At 58.0% G+C, this 20,590-nt stretch carries 21 protein-coding genes; 12 read left to right on the top strand and 9 right to left on the bottom strand.

Annotation, left to right across the window (positions count from 1 at the left end):
* Positions 1 to 15: 15 nt before the first annotated feature.
* The 4 genes from HBA49_RS10195 to HBA49_RS10180 are packed head-to-tail and all read right to left on the bottom strand — an operon-like array spanning position 16 to position 5,661.
* Entirely contained in the window at positions 16 to 1,704 is a 1,689-nt protein-coding gene (locus HBA49_RS10195) for an ABC transporter family substrate-binding protein (protein ID WP_005523903.1), read from the bottom strand.
* 16 nt (positions 1,705 to 1,720) lie between these two features.
* Positions 1,721 to 3,730, bottom strand: coding sequence for a dipeptide ABC transporter ATP-binding protein (locus HBA49_RS10190; protein WP_005524623.1), 2,010 nt, complete (start codon positions 3,728 to 3,730; stop codon positions 1,721 to 1,723).
* Positions 3,727 to 4,677, bottom strand: a complete 951-nt coding sequence (locus tag HBA49_RS10185; protein WP_005519643.1) for an ABC transporter permease — start codon at positions 4,675 to 4,677, stop codon at positions 3,727 to 3,729. The genes HBA49_RS10190 and HBA49_RS10185 overlap by 4 nt, the downstream gene beginning before the upstream one ends.
* On the bottom strand, positions 4,678 to 5,661 hold the full coding sequence (locus tag HBA49_RS10180; protein WP_005519644.1) for an ABC transporter permease: 984 nt from the start codon (positions 5,659 to 5,661) through the stop codon (positions 4,678 to 4,680).
* 604 nt (positions 5,662 to 6,265) lie between these two features.
* Here HBA49_RS10180 and rpsJ point away from each other — a divergent pair.
* The 11 genes from rpsJ to rpsQ are packed head-to-tail and all read left to right on the top strand — an operon-like array spanning position 6,266 to position 11,441.
* Positions 6,266 to 6,571 carry a 30S ribosomal protein S10 gene (gene rpsJ / locus HBA49_RS10175; RefSeq protein ID WP_034994818.1) on the top strand — a complete coding sequence of 102 codons (306 nt, stop codon included), beginning with the start codon at positions 6,266 to 6,268 and terminating at the stop codon, positions 6,569 to 6,571.
* Positions 6,572 to 6,603: 32 nt separating this feature from the next.
* Positions 6,604 to 7,260 (top strand): 50S ribosomal protein L3, encoded by a 657-nt coding sequence (rplC, locus tag HBA49_RS10170; RefSeq protein ID WP_005519655.1) that lies wholly within the window; start codon positions 6,604 to 6,606, stop codon positions 7,258 to 7,260.
* Positions 7,257 to 7,907 carry a 50S ribosomal protein L4 gene (gene rplD, locus HBA49_RS10165; protein WP_005519656.1) on the top strand — a complete coding sequence of 217 codons (651 nt, stop codon included), beginning with the start codon at positions 7,257 to 7,259 and terminating at the stop codon, positions 7,905 to 7,907. The genes rplC and rplD overlap by 4 nt, the downstream gene beginning before the upstream one ends.
* A 20-nt stretch (positions 7,908 to 7,927) precedes the next feature.
* Entirely contained in the window at positions 7,928 to 8,236 is a 309-nt protein-coding gene (gene rplW / locus HBA49_RS10160) for a 50S ribosomal protein L23 (RefSeq protein WP_005519657.1), read from the top strand.
* A 28-nt stretch (positions 8,237 to 8,264) separates the two neighbouring features.
* Positions 8,265 to 9,107 carry a 50S ribosomal protein L2 gene (gene rplB / locus HBA49_RS10155; protein ID WP_005524365.1) on the top strand — a complete coding sequence of 281 codons (843 nt, stop codon included), beginning with the start codon at positions 8,265 to 8,267 and terminating at the stop codon, positions 9,105 to 9,107.
* A 16-nt stretch (positions 9,108 to 9,123) separates the two neighbouring features.
* On the top strand, positions 9,124 to 9,402 hold the full coding sequence (gene rpsS, locus HBA49_RS10150; RefSeq protein WP_005519659.1) for a 30S ribosomal protein S19: 279 nt from the start codon (positions 9,124 to 9,126) through the stop codon (positions 9,400 to 9,402).
* Between the two features lie 3 nt (positions 9,403 to 9,405).
* Positions 9,406 to 9,759 carry a 50S ribosomal protein L22 gene (gene rplV / locus HBA49_RS10145; RefSeq protein ID WP_005519666.1) on the top strand — a complete coding sequence of 118 codons (354 nt, stop codon included), beginning with the start codon at positions 9,406 to 9,408 and terminating at the stop codon, positions 9,757 to 9,759.
* Positions 9,760 to 9,761: 2 nt separating this feature from the next.
* The gene (gene rpsC / locus HBA49_RS10140; protein WP_005524222.1) at positions 9,762 to 10,508 is read left to right on the top strand and encodes a 30S ribosomal protein S3; all 747 of its coding nucleotides are present in this window, start codon (positions 9,762 to 9,764) and stop codon (positions 10,506 to 10,508) included.
* A gap of 5 nt (positions 10,509 to 10,513) precedes the next feature.
* Positions 10,514 to 10,930, top strand: a complete 417-nt coding sequence (gene rplP / locus HBA49_RS10135; protein ID WP_005519669.1) for a 50S ribosomal protein L16 — start codon at positions 10,514 to 10,516, stop codon at positions 10,928 to 10,930.
* A complete protein-coding gene (gene rpmC / locus HBA49_RS10130) occupies positions 10,930 to 11,160 on the top strand; it encodes a 50S ribosomal protein L29 (RefSeq protein WP_005519671.1) in 231 nt (76 codons plus the stop codon). The genes rplP and rpmC overlap by 1 nt, the downstream gene beginning before the upstream one ends.
* 2 nt (positions 11,161 to 11,162) lie before the next feature.
* On the top strand, positions 11,163 to 11,441 hold the full coding sequence (gene rpsQ, locus HBA49_RS10125; RefSeq protein WP_005519672.1) for a 30S ribosomal protein S17: 279 nt from the start codon (positions 11,163 to 11,165) through the stop codon (positions 11,439 to 11,441).
* A gap of 297 nt (positions 11,442 to 11,738) precedes the next feature.
* Here the strand turns inward: rpsQ and HBA49_RS10120 are convergent, their stop codons facing one another.
* Entirely contained in the window at positions 11,739 to 11,999 is a 261-nt protein-coding gene (locus tag HBA49_RS10120) for a SemiSWEET family transporter (RefSeq protein WP_005519682.1), read from the bottom strand.
* Between the two features lie 371 nt (positions 12,000 to 12,370).
* Between HBA49_RS10120 and HBA49_RS10115 the strand changes: the two genes are divergently transcribed.
* A complete protein-coding gene (locus tag HBA49_RS10115; RefSeq protein ID WP_225866060.1) occupies positions 12,371 to 13,591 on the top strand; it encodes an ATP-binding protein in 1,221 nt (406 codons plus the stop codon).
* Here HBA49_RS10115 and HBA49_RS10110 read toward each other — a convergent pair.
* Genes HBA49_RS10110 through HBA49_RS10095 form a run of 4 tightly spaced genes read right to left on the bottom strand, consistent with a single transcriptional unit; the run spans position 13,566 to position 20,580 of the window.
* Positions 13,566 to 17,426, bottom strand: a complete 3,861-nt coding sequence (locus HBA49_RS10110) for a non-ribosomal peptide synthetase (protein ID WP_005523956.1) — start codon at positions 17,424 to 17,426, stop codon at positions 13,566 to 13,568. The two genes, HBA49_RS10115 and HBA49_RS10110, sit on opposite strands and share 26 nt — an antisense overlap.
* A 21-nt stretch (positions 17,427 to 17,447) precedes the next feature.
* Positions 17,448 to 18,716, bottom strand: coding sequence for an alpha/beta fold hydrolase (locus tag HBA49_RS10105; protein ID WP_005524632.1), 1,269 nt, complete (start codon positions 18,714 to 18,716; stop codon positions 17,448 to 17,450).
* 1 nt (position 18,717) lies between these two features.
* Complete coding sequence (locus tag HBA49_RS10100) at positions 18,718 to 18,933, bottom strand: phosphopantetheine-binding protein (RefSeq protein ID WP_005524737.1); 216 nt, start codon at positions 18,931 to 18,933, stop codon at positions 18,718 to 18,720.
* Positions 18,934 to 18,948: 15 nt separating this feature from the next.
* Complete coding sequence (locus HBA49_RS10095; protein ID WP_005524707.1) at positions 18,949 to 20,580, bottom strand: (2,3-dihydroxybenzoyl)adenylate synthase; 1,632 nt, start codon at positions 20,578 to 20,580, stop codon at positions 18,949 to 18,951.
* Positions 20,581 to 20,590 lie beyond the last annotated feature (10 nt).

The raw sequence follows: 20,590 nt of genomic DNA, 5'->3' as shown, positions 1-20,590 counted from the left end.
GCACCGGCAGCCCGGCTACTTGGCCCAGCCGATATTTTCCTTCGCCGGGAAGGCGAACGAGGTCGCCCCGAAATTCGCTAGCGTCTTCTTCGACGCCACCAACTGGGGGCCATTCGCGTACGGCATGATGCCGTACTGCCCAAACGCCTCCCGCTCCAGCTCATTCGCCTTCCGAGTCTGCTCCTCCCGGTCTGGAATCTGCTCCAACTCGGCAATCTTCGCATCAAACTCCGGGGTGCCCGTGCCCGACTTATTCAGCTGCGAATCTGACCCATAGGTGTACTTGAAATATGTCACCCCAAACGGCTCCGACGACGTAATACTCATAGTCACCACATCAAAATCCCGATCCGCAAACACCCGGGAAAACTCCGAACTCGGCTTCTCCACAATGCTCAAATCCACCCCAAGATCTTTCAGCATTTTCTGCATCGCAGCCGCCGTGCTCTTCACTAACTGGCTGTCCCCAAAGCTCACATACCGCAAGGCCAGCTTCTTGCCGTCCTTCTCCCGGATACCATCGCTACCGACCGCCCAGCCGGCGTCGTCAAGCAACTGCTTAGCCTTCCCCTGGTCGTATTGCACCACCGGACTGAAATTATCCTCATACCCCTGCTGAGTTTGATACAGCACAATCGAACCCGGCAGCTGCTCCGTATAATCCAACCCATTAAACTGGATCTGCGCCAACGTCGACCGGTCAATACCGGTAAACAACGCCTCCCGCACCTTCACATCCTCCAGGCCCGGCGCCTTGCTATTAAACATGCCGAAATACTGCTTCGGCCGCAACGCGCCCCGAATATCAACATCCTTCATGCTCTTCGCAATCGCCAACGTGTCCTTCGTAGCCACATCCGTGGCATCAATCTCCCCAGCCTGGAACGCATTAATGGTGGCCTGCGACTCCATCTGCCTAAACGTCACCCGATCCAGCTTCGGCTTCTCCCCCCACCACTTTTCATTGGGCACAAACGACACAGTGCTGCTGTTATAGTCGTATTTGTCCACCTTATACGGGCCCGCCCCCCACTCCGGGTGCGGATTCTTCAAATAGCCCTCATTAAACGTTTGCGCATCCGCCACCCCAGGATGCATCAAAATGGAAAACAGTGCCGGCCACCACGGGTAGGTTTGCTTAAACGTCACCACCACCTGCTTGTCCGACTCGCCGGCGGCAACGCTCTCAATGAGATCATAACCATCCGTGGAATTCACCACGATGTCCTTATTCTCACCATTGCTCAGCTTCCACGTGTTCTCAAACACCCGCCAATCCAACGGTGTGCCATCATTATAGGTGGCATCCGGGTTGATGTCGTAAGTGACCACCGTCTTCCCATCCACCACCTCATCCTTAATATTGGTCAAATATGTTGGATTCGGATGCCACGACCCATCCCCATCAAGCAGCACCAACTGCGGGTTATACCAATACCACAGATTCGTCGTATCCAACACCGCATTCCCATGCGACGGGTTCGACTGCTCCGCCACCGCACTCACCGCCAGATTCAACTCGCCACCATCCCTAATTTGGTCGCGCTCCAGCGGGTTATAGTCCCCAGTGGGCTTAATCTCCACGCCGCCCGCCGAATCCGTCGACGCCGGACCATTCGACGAACCCGAACAGCCGCCCAACACCAGCGCCGCAGCAGCCAAGGCCGCCACCACCGTCATACGATATGGGTTTTTCACCACCATGTTCTTATAACCTCCCTTAGTTACTTTCTGGCTTTTCGACGACAACCGCTGCCACCGCATCCGGGTCATACTTCACCCGCTTCTGTGTTCGAGCAACCTGAGGGTCTGGAATCGGAATAGCTGACAACAACGACTTCGTATACGGGTGCTGCGGATGGTCGAAAATATCATCAACCTTCCCCACCTCAACAAACTCGCCCTTATACATCACCGCAACCCGATCCGACAGGTGCCGAATCACCGACAAATCATGGGCCACAAACAAATACGACAACCCCAACTTGCGTTTCAAATCCTCCAGCAGGTTAATCACACCAGCCTGAATCGACACATCCAACGCCGATACCGGCTCATCCAACACAATCACCGACGGATTCGTTGCCAGCGCCCGGGCCAACCCAATACGCTGCCGCTGACCACCCGAAAAGTGCCCCGGGAACCGGTCAATCTGCGACGTATCCAACCCCACTAACGCCATCAACTCCTGCACCCGCTTATTCACATCCCCCTCATAACCCAACGACTGCAACGGCTCCGCAATCACCTCCCGCACCGTCAACCGCGGATTCAGCGAACTCATCGGATCTTGGAACACAATCTGAATATCCTTCCGGGCCGCCCGACGTTGCCGCTTCGTCATCGTCGACGCATCCTGACCATTGAGCACCACCGTCCCCGACTGCGGCTGCAAATCCATGATCTCCAACAATGTCGTGGTCTTACCGCACCCCGACTCGCCCACAATCGCCATGCACTCCCCCTCACGCACATCAAAACTCACACCCTTCACCGCCTGGAACGTCCCCACCTTCCGTTTCAGCAGTGACCCCTTCATAATGGGATATTCCTTCTTCAAATCCGCAACATGCAGCGTCACCTTCCGCTCATCCCGGGGCTTCCCGGCCAAAATATCCTTCGACAACTCCGGCACCTGGAACAGTCGCTCCCCATTGATCTTCTGATCCCAAATCTCACCGGAACGAATACACGCCGTGGCATGACTCACCCCCTTCGGCGCGTCGGCAAGCGGCAAAAGCTTCGGCTCCCCCGACAAACACTCAGGCTGCGCCACCGGGCACCGCGGCGCAAACTGGCACTGATCCTGCAAATCCACCAAAATCGGTGGATTACCCACAATCGGCGTCAACGGCTCATCACTCGACACATCAGGCCGCGGCGTCGACCCCAGCAGCCCAATCGTGTACGGCATCCGCGGCTGCGAAAACACCGAAAACACATCCGACTTTTCCACCGGGCGGCCCGCATACATCACCAACACATCATCAGCAATCCCCGCAACCACACCCATGTCGTGCGTAATCATGATCGTGGCCGCCCCAGTCTCCCGCTGCGCCACCTTAATCACATCCAAAATCTGCGCCTGAATCGTCACATCCAACGCCGTGGTCGGCTCGTCCGCAATCAACACCCGCGGATTATTCGCAATCGCAATAGCGATCACCACCCGCTGCCGCATACCACCGGAAAACTCGTGCGGAAACGCTCTGATCCGCTTCTGCGGCTCCGAAATCCCCACCAAATCCAACAACTCCACAGCCTGCTTCTCCGCCTGCTGCTTCGTCACCTTCTGGTGCGTCACAATCGCCTCAACCAGCTGTGTCCCAATATCAAACACCGGGGTGAGCGCCGACAACGGGTCCTGGAAAATCATGCCGATCCCCTTCCCCCGAATCTTTGACATCTCCTTATCGGTTTTGCCCAATAATTCCTCGCCGGCATATTTCACCGACCCGGTCACCTTCGCGTACTGCGGCAGCAACCCCATGATCGACATGGAGGTTACCGACTTCCCCGAACCCGACTCGCCCACAATGCCCAGGGTGCGACCCGGATACAGGTCAAAACTCACACCCCGCACCGCGGCAACCGAACCCGCCTCGGACGGAAACGACACATTCAAATCCGACACCTCCAACACCGGGGTGCCCTGCGGCTCCCGCGGGTTGCTCGATTCAGCGGTGGTAGTGTGGTCGGATTCGTGAGAATCATGAGTGGTCGAGGTCATGCGTTGCCTCCAGACTTCGAGTTCGGGTCGAGGGCATCGCGCAGACCATCAGCAATAAGCGCCATCGACACCGTCAAAAGGGTCAAAACAGCGGCCGGGAAATAAAACTGCCACGGCGTGGACACCAACGAAGCGGTACCACCCGTCAACAACGTGCCCAACGACACGTCAGGCAATTTCACACCCAACCCCAGGAAGGACAAGGCAGTCTCAGACATCACTGTGCCCACCACGCCCAACACGAAATAAATAATCAGCAGCGAACCAATATTCGGAATCATGTGCCGGGTAATGATCTTCGCGTACGACACACCCATGTACTTGGCGGCCCGCACATAATCCTGCTCCCGAATCCCCAGCGACAGGGACCAAATCACCCGCGCCGGGTAATACCAGCCGAAGCCGATAAGCACGATGATGAGCATTTTCCAGTCACCACCGGAGCTGGACACCATGAGCGCGATCAGGAGGAACGCGGGGATGGCCAGCAGGAAGTGAATAATCAGCAGGGTGAGTTTTTCCACCCATCCGCCGAACAGGGCCGCCCCGGCGCCGATGACCGCCGAGAGAATCGAGGTGCCCAACGATACGGTCACGGCGATAATGAGCGAGCGCCCTAGGCCGTGGGCGGTTTGGGCAAACAGGTCATTGCCGGAATCGTTTGTTCCGAACCAGTGTTCGGGTGATGGTGGGGAGGAAATGTTGAGGAAGTCCGGGTCGTCGAATTTCCAGGCGGCACAGTATTCGCCCACAACAGCCAGTATCGCCAGCAGGACGAAAATCACCAGGCCAACAACCGCGAGTTTATTGCGGAAGAACCGGCGAACATAGAGTTTGAGCCGGGAGGTACCGCGCACCACATCGGCGGCGTCCTCGGCGGTCAATCCGTCTTCTACCTCGGGTTCTATGTCGAGGCCGAGATCGTTGGGATTCTTGTCGATAGTCATTTAGCTCACCCGCACTCGTGGGTCCAGGGCAACAACAACGAGGTCGGAGATGATGGCGCCGACGGCGGTCATAAACGCACCAAAGGCGGCCACGGCGACGGCGCCGTTGATGTCATTGCGGTTAATGGTTTCGATAAAGTAGGTGCCCATACCCTGCCAGGCGAAAATACGTTCGGTCATCACGGCGCCGGTGAAAATGCCAGGCACCGAGAAGGCGATGGAGGTGGCCACCGGGATGATGGAGGTGCGCAGCGCATGCTTGCGAATGGCTTCGGTCCGGGTGAGACCCTTGGCGCGGGCGGTGCGCACATAGTCGGCGCCCAGGTTGTCGAGCAAGAGGGTGCGCTGGGTGATGTGGTAGCTCGCGTACGAAATGATGAGCAGCGATATGGTGGGTAGGGCTAGATGTTGCAGGTAGTCGATGAGTTTTGGCCCGAATCCGGTCACGCCGGGCGAACTGGCCCCGGTGACGAAGAAGATTCGGGTGCCGGCAAGATCATTGATTTTCAGGGCGATGGCGACGACCACGATGGACACCACAACGATGTGCGTGTTCAGGGCGATGATCGAGAGTGCCTGCCAGATGCGGTCGCCTAGTTTGTATTGGCGGGAGGCGGTGTATACGCCGACCGCAATACCGAGGATGATGGAGAGGATCGTGGCGAGCAGGAGGAGCTGGGCCGAGACCCAGATGCGGTAGGAAATCTGTTCGTTGACCGACTCGCCGATGGGGGATTTTCCCCAATCCCAGTGCAGCAGAATGTTGGTGAGCCAGGTCCACCATCTCTCCAATATGGGTGTTTCGGGATTGAGGTTATAGGGTTCTAGCAGGCTGGTTATCTGCTCGGGCGTGAGCGGTGGGCGCCTGCCTTGGTAGTTTGACCTGGGATCTAGAAAGCTAGATGCCAGGAAGAACGTAAGATTGGTTGCCAGGAAAACCACGAGCGTCCAGCTCAAAGTTTTTCTTACCAAATACATGACCATGTCTGGGTTCTCCGTGGATTCTTCAATAGACAAGTTCCTGTGGGTTTTATCGCTAGGATACCTGGCGAGTTGTCTAAGTCACAATTGGCATGTGATGCGCCACGGAAGCTTGTCGACGCAACCTCACGGCAAAAAGAGCCGCTAACGGGGTTGATAATCTTCCCGAAACACTAATTTTAAGTGAATAAAATCTCTATTTCTCCTCACATATGGGGGTAGTATTTTGATTGATTTTTGACCCCAATGTCCGATCGGATCGTCGTCACGCATGGGCGACTTGCATTAAGTAGCAGCTTCGTGTTTAAATGTTCGGGTTGCTTTAACACGGCGTTTGCCATGGTAAAGCAAACATGACCCGGAATTGGACACGGGCATGGCAAATGAACAGCGGCAGTATGTGTTATGAAGCGATCACGCGATCTTCTTCATGGCGTGACATTTCTGACAGTGGTGAATTTGCTTTGCCGCTGTCGAATTTCAAGTCGAGTAACAGGCTGACGTTGCGCCATGACCGGAACCGGTACCGGACAACGTTATAGAGTAATAATGAAGCGATTCCCACCAATCACAATGTGATGTGGGACGAGCGAGGAAGAGGATAAGCGTGGCGGGACAAAAGATCCGCATTCGGCTGAAGGCCTACGATCACGAGGCGATTGACGTGTCTGCACGTAAAATCGTTGAAACTGTGACCCGTACGGGTGCACGTGTTGTCGGCCCGGTGCCACTGCCAACCGAAAAGAACGTATACGCCGTTATTCGTTCTCCCCACAAGTACAAGGATTCTCGCGAGCACTTCGAGATGCGCACACATAAGCGCTTGATCGACATCCTCGACCCGACGCCGAAGACGGTTGACGCACTCATGCGCATCGATCTTCCGGCCAGCGTCGACGTGAATATTGCGTAATCGACGACATTTTTGGCAGCGGAGAACAAATAATGAGTGAAACTGAGATCAAGGGCCTTCTGGGCAAGAAACTTGGCATGACTCAGATCTTCGACGAGAACAACCATGTTGTTCCGGTAACCGTCGTTGAGGCTGGTCCATGCGTGATTACCCAGATTCGTACCCAAGAAACCGATGGCTACACCGCCATTCAAATCGCCTACGGCGACATTGACCCTCGCAAGGTGAAAAAGCCCCAAGCGGGTCACTTTAACAAAGCTGGTGTTACCCCCCGGCGGCACGTGGCGGAAATCCGTATGGATGATGTTTCCGGCTACGAACTCGGCCAGGAAATCACCGCAAACATTTTCGACGGCATTACGTTCGTCGATGTGACTGGCATTACCAAGGGTAAAGGTTTTGCCGGCGGCATGAAACGCCACGGCTTTGCCGGTCAGGGCGCAGGCCACGGTAACCAAGCATCCCACCGCCGTGTTGGTGGCATTGGTGCTTGCGCTACCCCGGGTCGCGTGTTCAAAGGCAAGCGCATGGCTGGCCGCATGGGTCAGGATCGCGTCACTACCCAGAACCTGAAGATTCAAAAGATTGACGCCGATGCCAACCTCATCCTTATTAAGGGTGCGATCCCCGGCAACCGGGGCGGCATCGTTACCGTGAAAACCGCAGTGAAGGGTGGTAACCGCGCATGAGCCATCTAACACTAGATGTCCAAACCGCTGCTGGTAGCACTGCCGGCCAGGTAGAACTACCTGCTGAAATCTTCGATCGTGAAGTTTCCATTTCGCTTTTGCACCAGGTTGTCAACGCCCAGTTGGCTGCCCGGCGTCAAGGCACCCACTCCACCAAGACTCGTGGTGAAGTGCGCGGCGGTGGCAAAAAGCCATTCCGCCAAAAGGGCACCGGCCGGGCTCGTCAGGGCTCTATCCGGGCACCCCACTTCACCGGTGGCGGCATTTCCCACGGCCCCAAGCCGCGGAATTACAGCCAGCGCACCCCGAAGAAAATGATCAAGGCCGCACTCTACGGCGCACTGTCGGACCGTGCTCGTCACGCACGCATCCACGTGGTCGATGAGTTGGTCGCTGGTCAGAAGCCTTCGACGAAGTCAGCTCTCGCGTTTTTGTCGCGCCTGACCGACCGCAAGAAGATTCTGTTCGTTGTGGGTCGGGACGACGTTACCTCGCGCTTGAGCGCCCGTAATCTGCCAGGCGTGACCATCCGCTACCAGGACCAGTTGAACACCTACGATGTCCTCTACTCTGATGATGTCGTGTTCTCGGTCGAGGCTCTGAACGCTTTCATCGCCCGTACGACCGCTGCGGCCGAGAAGGCTTAACGAGGAAGGATAGAGAACAAATGGCTAAGATTCCCAACCCCCGTGACATTATTCTTGCCCCGGTTGTTTCGGAAAAATCTTATGGTCTGATGGAGGAGAACACCTACGTGTTCTTCGTCGCCAAGACCGCTAATAAGACCGAAATCAAGATTGCCATCGAGCAGATCTTCGGCGTGCAGGTTGCTTCCGTGAATACCGTGAACCGTGAGGGCAAGCGCAAGCGCACTCGCACCGGCGGCTACGGTACCCGTAAGGCAACCAAGCGTGCCTACGTGACGCTTCGTGAGGGCAGCGATCCCATCGACGTCTTCGGCGGCTCCGCTGCATAAGAAGAAGGTCGAGGTATAAGGAAAAACTATGGCTATTCGTAAATATAAGCCGACAACCCCAGGTCGCCGCCAGAGCTCCGTGTCCATGTTCGAGGAGATCACTCGCTCGAAGCCGGAGAAATCCCTGGTGCGCCCCCTGCCCAAGAAGGGTGGCCGTAACGTTCACGGCCACATCACCGTGCGCCACAAGGGTGGCGGACATAAGCGTCGTTACCGCATCATCGACTTCCGCCGCAACGACAAAGACGGCATTCCGGCCAAGGTCGCTCACATCGAGTACGACCCGAACCGCACCGCCAACATTGCGTTGCTGCACTACATTGATGGTGAAAAGCGGTACATTGTTGCCCCCAAGGGCCTGTACCAGGGCCAAATGCTGGAGGCCGGTCCGAACGCTGACATTAAGGTTGGCAACAACCTGCCGTTGCGTAACATCCCCGCCGGTACCCTCATCCACTGCGTGGAACTCAAGCCGGGCGCCGGCGCTAAGCTGGCCCGCTCCGCTGGTTCTTCCATCCAGCTGCTGGGTAAAGCCGGTCACTATGCGGTGCTGCGCATGCCCTCCTCGGAAATCCGCCGCGTGGATATCCGGTGCCGGGCAACCGTTGGTGAGGTCGGCAACGCCGATCAAATCAATATCCGTTGGGGTAAAGCCGGCCGTATGCGCTGGAAGGGCGTACGCCCGACCGTGCGTGGCGTGGTTATGAACCCCGTTGACCACCCGCATGGCGGTGGTGAAGGTAAGACCTCGGGTGGTCGTCACCCCGTGTCCCCATGGGGCAAGAAAGAGGGTCGTACCCGCAACCCCAACCGTTACAGCAATAACATGATTGTTCAGCGTCGCCGCTCGAACAAGAACAAGAAGCGCTAAGAGGAGGTAAGAGAAGATGCCACGTAGCCTTAAGAAGGGCCCGTTTGTCGATGAGCACCTCCTCGCAAAGGTTGATGCTCAGAACGAAAAGGGTACCAAGCAGATCATTAAAACCTGGTCCCGTCGTTCCACCATTCTCCCCGACTTCATTGGGCATACTTTCGCCGTGCATGACGGCCGGAAGCATGTGCCGGTGTATGTAGACGACTCCATGGTCGGCCACAAGCTCGGTGAGTTCGCCCCCACCAAGACCTTCAAGGGTCACATCCAAGAGAAGAAGAAGGGACGTCGATAAGCGATGAGTGATAACAGCGCACGCGCAACGGCCCGCTTCGTCCGTGTCACCCCCATGAAGGCCCGTCGCGTTATCAACCTGGTGCGCGGCAAGTCCGTCGAGGAAGCCCTCGCCATCTTGAAGTACGCCCCCCAGGATGCTTCAGTGCCGGTGGCAAAGGTAGTGCAATCTGCCGCGGCCAACGCCGAAAACAACAACGGGTTGGACCGGCGGACCTTGGTGATCTCCGAGGCATACGCCAACGAGGGCCCCACCATGCGTCGTTTCCGTCCCCGCGCTCAGGGTCGGGCATTCCAGATCCGTAAGCGCACCAGCCACATCACTGTGGTTGTCGAGAGCCAGAAGGCAGGTGCATAATAGTGGGCCAAAAAATTCACCCACACGGCCTCCGATTGGGCATTACTTCCGACTGGAAGTCCCACTGGTTCGCCGATAAAGAATATGCTGATTATCTTGCGGAAGATATCAAAATCCGCGACTATCTGACCAAAAACCTTGACCGGGCCGGCATTGCCGACGTGGTGATCGAACGCACCCGCGACCGGGTTCGCATCGACATCCACACCGCCCGCCCCGGCATTGTGATTGGCCGTCGGGGTTCCGAGGCCGACCGGTTGCGCACGAAGCTGGAAAAGCTCACCCGCAAGCAGGTCGCCCTGAACATCCTAGAGGTCAAGAACATTGATGCCAACGCCCAGCTGGTGGCCCAGTCCATCGCTGAGCAGCTGACCAACCGTGTCGCCTTCCGCCGCGCCATGCGCAAAGCAATCCAGGGCGCCATGCGTCAGCCGCAGGTCAAGGGCATCAAGGTCATGTGTGCTGGTCGTCTGGGCGGTGCCGAGATGTCCCGCACCGAACGCTACCATGAAGGTCGCGTTCCCCTGCACACCCTCCGCGCCGAAATCGACTACGGCACCTACGAGGCCCACACCACCTTCGGCCGCATCGGCGTCAAGGTGTGGATCTACAAGGGTGACGTTGTGGGTAACCGGCGGGAGAGCGAACTCAATGCACCAACCGAACGCCGCGGCCGCGGTGACCGTAACGCACGTCCGCGTCGTGGCGGTCAGCGTCGTCAGCGTGCTGAGCAGAAGCAGGAGGGCTAACACCTATGCTTATTCCAAAGCGCGTGAAGTACCGCCGGCAGCACCGTCCGCACCGTGATGGCGTTTCCAAGGGTGGTAACCGCATTAACTTCGGTGATTACGCGATTCAGGCTCTAGAGCCCGCCTATATCACCAACCGGCAGATCGAATCCGCCCGTATCGCCATCAACCGGCACGTCAAGCGTGGCGGTAAGGTGTGGATCAATATTTTCCCGGACCGTCCCCTGACCCAAAAGCCGCTCGGCGTGCGTATGGGTTCCGGTAAAGGCCCGGTGGAAAAGTGGATCGCTAACGTCAAACCAGGTCGCATCCTGTTTGAAATGAGCTACCCCAATGAGGAAATGGCTCTAGAAGCACTGCGCCGCGCCGGCCAGAAACTCCCCTGCAAGGTTCGTATTCTCAAGAAGGAGGACCAGTTCTAATGGCTAACGGTACCCCCGCACACGAGTTGCGCGAACTGAGCGCTAAGGAGCTTGAAAACCGCCTGGCCGAGGCCAAGGAAGAGCTGTTTAACCTGCGCTTCCAGGCCGCCACCGGCCAGTTGACCAACAACCGTCGCCTGCGCACGGTCAAGCACGACATTGCCCGTATCTACACGGTTATTCGTGAGCGCGAGCTGGGCTTGTCTGTGGTTCCGGGAGCTGAGGCTTAATTATGAGTGAGGCAAACGTGAACAAGAAGACCAAGGGCTCCCGCAAGGTTCGCACCGGTTATGTGGTGTCGGACAAGATGCAGAAAACCATCGTTGTGGAGCTGGAAGACCGGAAACAGCACGCACTATATGGTAAGACCATCCGCACCAACTCCAAGGTGAAGGTGCACGATGAGAACGAGATTGCCGGTATTGGCGACCTGGTTCGCATCGAGGAAACCCGGCCGCTGTCGAAGGACAAGCATTTCCGGCTCGTCGAAATCGTCGAGAAGGCCCGGTAACTTTCCAGTAGCACTTCAAGCACTATCCGCATTCGCCCCCAGCAATCATTGTTGGGGGCGTTTGTGCTATTTTGCTTTACGACGGCTAAAGTGGGCAGGATTTTGTGGGCTGCACTTTGCTAAGCAGCAGTTCTATCGCTATAGCTTCTGGCTAGCTGGTATTCGGAGAAGTCTATGCGGATACGTCACCTGAAACCCGGCACCGCCTCGGAGGGTAGATGGGGGCGTGAGGGCAATACAGGCGGGCGCATCACACTATTTGGTGGTGAGCGCTAAAAATATACACGTTGACAGTGGCTACAGGAGTGCGGTTGATGCGGCAATCAGGCCAAAGACGATCCCCGGCATGTTGGCCGCAGCCAGAGGCAAGTCACGCTGTTTTTTGAACAAACCATAGATCACCCATAAGGTACAGTTCACCGCGGCCACAGATGGCTGAATAAAATCACCCTTGTGCCCACTCAGGTTGCTCATGATTTGTGGAATGTACGACACGTACATCATCACTGACATTGCAGTCGCAATCCACCCGAGGGTCTGCGCTTGCTTTTCGTTCATATTTATATATCTTCTTTCATGATTCAGTTATTGCATATGCTCAAAATGCACATGAAGCCTGAAATCTAGTCGGCTGCCAGGGAAGATACCGTCCATGGTCTACGCTGGCATCGCCATTGTACTCCGATTTTTGCTGAGACACGATAGCCTGGGCTGGAATGCCGGCGTCTAGTGCTCAATCATCATGAACAATGCATATGCTGAAGTTGATCTGGCGCCCGGAGAAGCATGGTTCAGTGACTCGTGCAGCGATTCTCCAAAAACCAAGGCAAATGACGTGTTCTTTCCGATTTGCTACTTGCTAGTGTGGCTTGGTTTCCCAATAACTAATAAAAGCTTCAATGATGTATGACCCTAGTACCCTGGGGATTATGCCAATAAAACCACGTTTCGCCACCCAAGAAATCCAAAACCTGCTCGCTCATTTCCCGGTGGTGGCACTCCACGGCGCCCCACAGGTGGGCAAAAGCGTTATCGCCCGCGACCTGGCAGATAGAACTGGCGGGATCTTCGTCGACCTTGATGACCCCGACCCCTATGCGTTCGCCTACCAGGAGCCAGTCGCATTCGTCCGGCAGGCCCCCGGCAAGTTGCTGGTGATTGATGGCATCCACTACGCGCCCGAACTGCTGGACCATATATGTGGCCTGGCGGAATTCGGCGGTTGGGATGGGCGCTTCCTCGTGGTCGATTCTGCCGGCTGCGGTGTCGACCACGATACTGCGGACATCGGTCACGTGACGGTTCATCCACTCAGTCAGGGCGAAATCGACGAGCATGCCACACCGGAAGACTTCGTCACCTGGATCATTGCTCGGCCACCGGTGGAATACCCGCCGAGAAGCTACATTAATAGGCAGGCCGTGACGCTGCGGGTGACCCGCGGCGGCATGCCCATGGCCCTGGGGTGCGCCACCACGAAAAGCCAGGCCCGCTGGTGCCGAAACTACACCCGCAACCTGTGCGCCCGACTGCGAAATGACGTGCTCCGGCGGGTTGTAGCCCTGCTTGCCACCACACCCGTCACCGAGATCGTGCAAGCGCGACTTTCCCGGGAATTGGGCATTACCGAACGTGAAGCTCGGGTCGCCATGATGACCCTGCGGGCCGCTGGCGTCATTATCGACCTCCCTGGCTGGCACAGTGCTGCGAATAAACGTTCGGTAAGCGCAGCGAAAAGCCTCCTGCTAGACACCGGACTCACCGCCCAAAACGTGGGCTTTAGCGCCGGAGAGATCGACATACCCCGCAGTAGAACATATTTTCGTCAGCTATTGGAGCAGTTTGTCGTCCAACAACTGGTTACGCAGCAAACCTGGAGCGCGACATCGTTTCGGCTGAGACATTTTCGCACCCGCGATGGCGCTACCGTTGGCGTCGTGGTTGAGCTTGTCGATGGCCGGGTCGTCCTCATCGACGTCACCACCAACACCCAACCCGCCATCGAAGACTTTGCCACCATGGAACGCCTGCGGCAGGCGCTAGGCGATCAAGTCATTGCCGGTGTCATTCTCCACACCGGCATGCACTCACGACGCTACCGTGATTGGCAGTATCTTTTGCCCATCACCACGTTGTGGGAGCACCGCTAATAATGGCGGCCACCTGGGATAACACTTCCGGACTCACCATACCTGGATGCCGTACATTCGCGTGATAACTGGTGAGCGTACCAACGTGCGGCTCCCACGCGGACGCCACCAGCCGAGGGTCCCGCTCCGGGAGTTCCGCCGCCGCGGTCACGTGAATCAGCTCACCCGGATAGTGGGAAGTGTGATGATCCCGCATCAGGTAAGCATTATGTTTCACCATGGTTCGAATCCCATCCAGGGCGGTGGGCGGAAGCTCGGCAAACACGCCGCCCCGCGACCGCATTGCCGCCACAACCTCGGCGGGAGTGAGCTCACGATCCGCAGTGATCCCCGCCATGGCCAGCACCCCCTGCCAAAGCCGCCGATCGTCCGGGGCGGGCAACTGCCGCCATACCGTTGCCGGATAAGCATCTAAAACGATCACATGTTCGACCTTAATCCCGCGTTGTGTTAACTGGGTGGCCACCTCATGAGCCAGCACACCACCCACCGACCAGCCCACCAATGCGACCCGCGAAAACCCCATGGAACCGATAACGTGTTCGCAAATCCGGGCGGCGGAATCCGTGATGCTGGTGGCGCGCTCCGACTCGTCAAGAATGCCCGGTGCCTGGAACCCAAACACGCCCCCGGGATACTCCCGATCCGCCAGCATACGCACCAGGGTGGTGTAAGACCAGCTCAAGCCGCCGGCCGGATAGAAGCACAACACCGGGGTGCCACCATGGTGCTCGTGAAGGGTGATGACCTCCGCGAAGCCGGCGTCACCCGCGCTGGGGGCGTCGATAAGCTGGGCCAAGGATCGGGCGGTCGGGTGCGCGAACACATCTGCGATATGAACCCCATCCAACGCCACTGCGACCATGACCGCGCTGAGGGAACTACCACCCAACGCGAAGAAGTTCGCATCCACATCGGCGACCGGCGTGCCCAGCACCTCGCTGAACGCCTGCAACACCCGACGCTCGGCAGGGGTGGCGTCCGCGACAGTAGAAACCGCCTGCGGGGCGGGGGAGGGGAGCGCTGAGGCATCCAATTTCCCATTGCGAGTCATCGGCAGCTCCGGCACGACAAGAACGAAGCTCGGAACCATAAACGCAGGTAAAACCGCCTTCGTGGCCGTCAAGACCTCCTCGGGAATTGCCTGAGGGTCGGCACCGGGGGTGGGAACGCAATATGCCACAAGCGCCTTATCGCCACCCACCTCCTTCACGGCAACGGCCGCCTGCGCCACACCATGCACGGTAGCGACCGCGGACTCCACCTCGCCCAACTCCAGGCGCTGACCCCGCAGCTTCACCTGACCATCCGACCGGCCCAGGTAATACAACTCCCCACCATGCCACAACGCCCGATCCCCGGAATCGTATATTTGTTCGCCGGGATAATCCGGGTCTGGACGGAACCGCTGCGCCGTTAACTCCGGCTGGCCCACGTAGCCCAACGCCACTTGGCAGCCGGCAATCAACAACGTACCTGGCACCCCGGGCGGCACCGGCTGACCATACCGATCCACCACATAGATGCGGGTATTCCACACCGGTGCCCCAATGGGAATGATCCGATCCGCGTCCGTGACCGTGTGGGCGGTCACATCAATGGCTGCCTCGGTGGGGCCATAAAGATTATGAACCGCAACACCCAACAAGGCCCGGCAGCGTTGGGCCACTCCCGAATCCAGGGCCTCCCCGGACGTGATAACCATACGTAATTTCGGCAAATCTGGTTGGTTATCCGCATACGACGCATAGGTCAAAAACGCCTTCAGCGCCGAGGGAACGAAGTGGCAGACGCTGATTTTCCCCACGCGCAGGTGGGCCAGAATCTCCTCAGGATTGCGGTGTGCCTGCGGCGATGCGATAGCCGTCGAGATGCCATGGGTGAACGGTAACAAATATTCCCACACGGACACGTCGAACGAACTTGGGGTTTTATGCAGCACCCGATCAAACGGCCCGAGGATATAATAATCGCACATCCATTCCAACCGGTTAGCAATACCCACCTGGGAAACCCCCACAGCCTTAGGAGTGCCCGTGGAGCCCGAGGTGAACAGAATATACGCGCACTCCGGGTCGCCGGTCGCAGGAATCTCCGCCCGCCGCGTCACCCGCCAATTCGCGGCATCAATGGTGGTAATGCCAGTGGTGGCGTCGTCCACAACCGTGTCGGCTACCGGGGTGAGCGTGACCACAGCCGCGGCGTTACTCGTTGCCACCATGTGGACCTTACGGTCCGGGGGCAGGTCCGGGTCGATGGGACACCAGGCAATCCCCAGGCTGGCGGCCGCCGCCACCGTCAGGAGAAACTCCTCGCTGCGCTCCAGATGCACCGCCACCACATGGCCGGGCCCCAAGCCCAGGTCGCGCAGCACCGCGACCCGATCATCAACCGCGGCCCACACCTGCGCCCACGTGCGCCACGCAAACGTGCCCCGCGGGCCCTGGCCACTACTGATCTTGCTGTCGTACCATATGCCCAACGCCAGGACATCCATGGGAGTCCTTGTTCGATTGAACTCGATGAGCTCCGGCAGGCTTCGAGCGGGCAGCTCATGTGCTGTGTCATTTGCTGCTGCAATCTCTGCCAGCTCTGCCGTCGTGGCAACCGAAACACCATCAAAATTTCCCCGTTCAGCGATCTTTCGAATCAGGTGAGCCAACCGGTTTGCATGTCGATGCACATCGAGCTTCAGATTACTTCCCCGGGCCATGACGATGATTTCCAGGCCGCCATCCGGCAAAGATTGGAACACCAGTTCACAATCATTGATGGGGCCTACGGAGATCGTTGTCAGGCGGGCAACCGCCGATCCGAACTGAAACTCGGGCGTAAACGGGCGAATATTTACGTGTGGGCCAACCACATGCCGGTGGGGATCGGTCACCCCCAGGACCTGGCGTAACTGGTCGGTGCGGATCGCCGCGTGCGCACGCAACCCCCGAAACGCCTGCGCCACCTCCGGGATGGTCATGGGCTGCTCGGAAGAAACCGGCACCACCAGCGGCAACACCGACACCATGGGGGTCAACGCCACCTGCGACTGTCCCAACGGCCGGTTCATGAGCGGCATGCCCAACGTCACCGTCGCCGCATCGGGGCTAGAGAACGCGGAAACATAAAATGCAGCCACCGTGGCCAAGGTCTCCATCTCCACGGGGTGGATGGCGTGCAACTTTGCCCGTTCCGCCGTGGATATGACCGTGCTGGCCAGCACCATTTCGTCGTCCGCGGGCTGGGCGGACATGATCGACTCCGGTGCGGACACCTCCGCGTGAGCCCAATAATCCGCCACCTCCTGTGTGGGCTCCACATCCGAAATGGTCGAATAATCACAGGTCAGATGGTTTTTGGGCAGGGGTTTGCCCGCCATGTGCGCAGTGTAGGCCTCACCCAACCACGACAATAGGGCATTGATGGCAAAACCATCCCCGGTGATGTGATGGAACCGGGCCAGCCACACCACCCTGCCATCCGGCAGGGTCCCTAGCCAGTGCTTCGTCAACGTGTCGCCCCGCAGCGCCGGATCCGTCACCTCGGTGATGCGCTGCGCCGCCCACTGCTGCACGTCCCCCGCAACCGTGCCATAGTGCTCCACCGCGATGCGGTGCGGCCACGCCGTTGCCTCGTGCGGGCCTGCATAATGCGCCTGAAACACCGGCAGCGTTTCCAAACAATTGGCGATGACCTGTGATAATACCTCCACATCCACCATGGTGTCGAAGGTGAGTAATTCTGCGCACTGGTATTCCGTGCTGGTCGGATTGGTTTGCTGAGCGAACCAAATGGCGCGTTGGCCAGGGCTGAGTGTGAACGTGGGGGATAGCGGGGACATTATGATTAGTTATCCTTATGATTATTGGTAATTTACCGTGGCTGGCGGCAAGGTGCGCAGGGTTTGACTCAACCGGTGTGGCAGGGCCTCTCGCCACCAGGCAAAGTCGTGACCCCCATCCCATACCTCGAACTTATGTTCCCAATTGTGGCTGGTCATGGCGAAATGCAGGCCGTGCATATGTGCGACCGACATTCCCTCCCGGATCCCCACATCCAAATAGGCGGGCGGAAGCATGTCGCAGGTGTTGGAAGCGGAATGCGCGGAATGATTGGGGGCTTCGGTCAATATCTGCTCTACCAGCCACGGCACATTAATAGTGGCGAGGTCGGCCGGTGTGCACCCATCCTCCGGGCGCCACCACAGCGATGGGGAGCTGGCGATCACGGACCGGATTCGGTCCGGGTGGCGCAATGCCGCCCACAGGGAGGTCAGTCCGCCAAGGCTTTGACCAGCAATAATGACGGTATCGTGCGCTATGGTATGGCCCGCCGATAGTGCTTGCCGCTGTGCGTATTCCACGGCGGGACCGGTAAGTAAAGCGGTCAGCTCATTGTTGGCACCCAACAGTCGGCGTCGCTTTGCGGGATCGGTAAAACCGATGCCGAGTATGGCACACGCGGGCATGTGTCCCTGTGCAATGAGATAGTCCAACACCTGGTCCAGCTTCAACCGTTGGAACCACACATCCGCATCAATCAGGACCACCAAGGGCAGATCCTTGTGCGGAATGATTGGTAAATACAGGTATGTGGGCAGCCCAGAAATCGAACCCGTGATCGACCGGCTTGGATGGGCTAAATCCACGTGTTGCCAGGCCGAAGATTCCGGCACCTCCACCACGTCCGGGCCTTGCAACAAGGATAATCCATAGTCACCATCTATCACCAGATGCCCATTACGGGCATGGGGGTCGCGTCGATGCGGATACCTATTATGTCCCGGTGGGCGGTGTTCGCCGGCATTTATCCGAAAACAATATGCTGCCCGCAGACTGGGCGGCACCTCTATCGTTCGCACCCACACCGTGGTATCGGGGATGTTCTTCATAAACCCTTGCGTCACCCGTTCCTTGTCCGTGAGCCGATTAATCCAAACATGCACCGACTCCACATCCATATCTGATACGGCTGCCGCATCAAACAGGAACGTCATCCGCAGGGAATCTTCGTCCACTAACGGTGTGCCCTCGCGGGTGATGGTTTCCCAAATAATCGACCACGCATTCGATGGATCATTGCTTTGCGATATTAGCTCAATGAGCTGGTCATCGGTGTAAAAAATAGGCATATTAGCTTTGAAACAGTTCGAACCATTCTGCTAGCGTCGCCCGGGTGAGTATGTCTTGGAAATCCACAGTCACGCCCTCCGCACGCCATTTTTCCACCAGCATGATGAGCCGTAGCGAATCCAGCCCGGCGTCCGTCAGGTTGGTGTCCGGGGTGAGCGTATCCGGCGCTACCCCCAGGGATTCCGCCACGTCTGTGATGATTTTTGTTTCGGTCATGATGCCGCCTTTCTATTAATTCGTTGATTCTTCTTGCTGTTGGGTTTTCGCCGAAACATATTCCTGCACGATCCGACGCAATTCCCGGCGATTGGTTTTCCCCACCCCGGTAGTTGGGAAGCTCTCGGCAAATTCGAAATAATCCGGGATCTTATAGTCGGCAACCCTACGTTTTCGCAGGTAGTCACGCAAAACCGTGGCATCCAACCGTGCGCCATCGGTGAGCACCACAAACGCATACGAACGCTCTCCCTGTAGCCGGTCCGGCACCGCAATGATTGCCGCATCATGCACCAAATCGTGGGAAATCAGGTGGTCCTCGATCTCCTCGGCGGAGATTTTCTCCCCACCCCGGTTGATTTGGTCTTTGTCCCGACCCTCAACGATGAGATGCCCCGACGGTAGCTGTCGCACTAGGTCACCGCTGGCGTAAAACCCGTCCTCGGTAAAGGACTCCTTGTCCACCCCGCCCCAATAGGCACGAATCGTGTATGGGCCGCGGGTGAGCAACCGGCCGCGCTCACCAGGTGGCACATCATTGCCCGCATCGTCAACCACCCGTACCTCGTCAAACGGCGACATGGGTCGGCCCTGCGTGCCAATGACCAGCTCTTCGCTGTCGTCCGGCCGGGTGTAATTCACCAGTCCCTCCGCCATGCCAAACACCTGTTGCAGCCGACAGCCAAGCTCCGGTGCGATGCGTTTCGCCGCCTCCGGGGTGAACTTCGCCCCACCCACCTGCAACACCTTGAGGCTGCTCAGGTCGGGGTGCAGCACCGGCGCCATGGCCAGCCACGCCAACGCCAGCGGTGGAACCAGCGCGCACAACGTGATCCGTTCCCGTGCCACCAGCGTAAAGCTTGTCGACGGCGTGGGCTCCGGGCACAGCACGATCGTGCCGCCCGACCATAACACCCCGAGAATCCCCGGGGAGCTCATGGTGAAGTTATGGGAGACCGGCAATACCACCAAGAATCTGGTCTCCGGGGTAAGTTCGCAAATTCGTGCGGACTCTCGCACCGAATACAGGTAGTCCGCGTGACTGCGGGGGATGAGCTTTGGTATCCCTGTCGTGCCGCCCGACACCTGTAAGAACGCAATATCAAGGGGATCAACCTGCGCCGCCGGTACCGGTTTCGCCTCGGCCCAATCCGCGAATGTGAACCTCGAAAATTCTTGCGGATCCTCCGCGATCACCAGCGTGGTGATATTCAGCTCCCGGGCCAATTCCCGATGGTCGAACCCATTCCACACGCCGGTTGTTATGAGCGCTTTCGCCCCCGACTGGTTCACAAAATGGGTGAGCTCTGCCTGTCGGTGTGCGGGGAGCGCAAACACCGGACGCGCCCCCAGGCGGAACACCGCCCCGATCGCTACTACGTATTCCACGATGTTGGGCAGCTGTACCACCACGAAATCCCCCTGGCCAACACCATGTGCGGCCAGGACTCCGGCAGCCTGCGCGCTATAATCCGCCAGCTCACGGTAGGTCAGGCGATGCTCAACACCGGTATGGTCTGGTCCTACCACCGCCTCGGCGTCGGAAAACCGGTTCGCCGCATCGGCAAAAAATGTGGCAAACGTCTCGTCTAACCACAATCCTTCCCGCCGGTATAATTCCACAAAATCGGCCGGGTACAAACTCATTTGGTCACTC

The organism is Corynebacterium matruchotii (assembly GCF_011612265.2).
GTDB classification, from domain to species: Bacteria; Actinomycetota; Actinomycetes; order Mycobacteriales; family Mycobacteriaceae; genus Corynebacterium; species Corynebacterium matruchotii.
The sequence above is the reverse complement of the archived record's forward strand: the minus strand, read 5'-3'. Positions and strand labels throughout refer to the sequence as shown.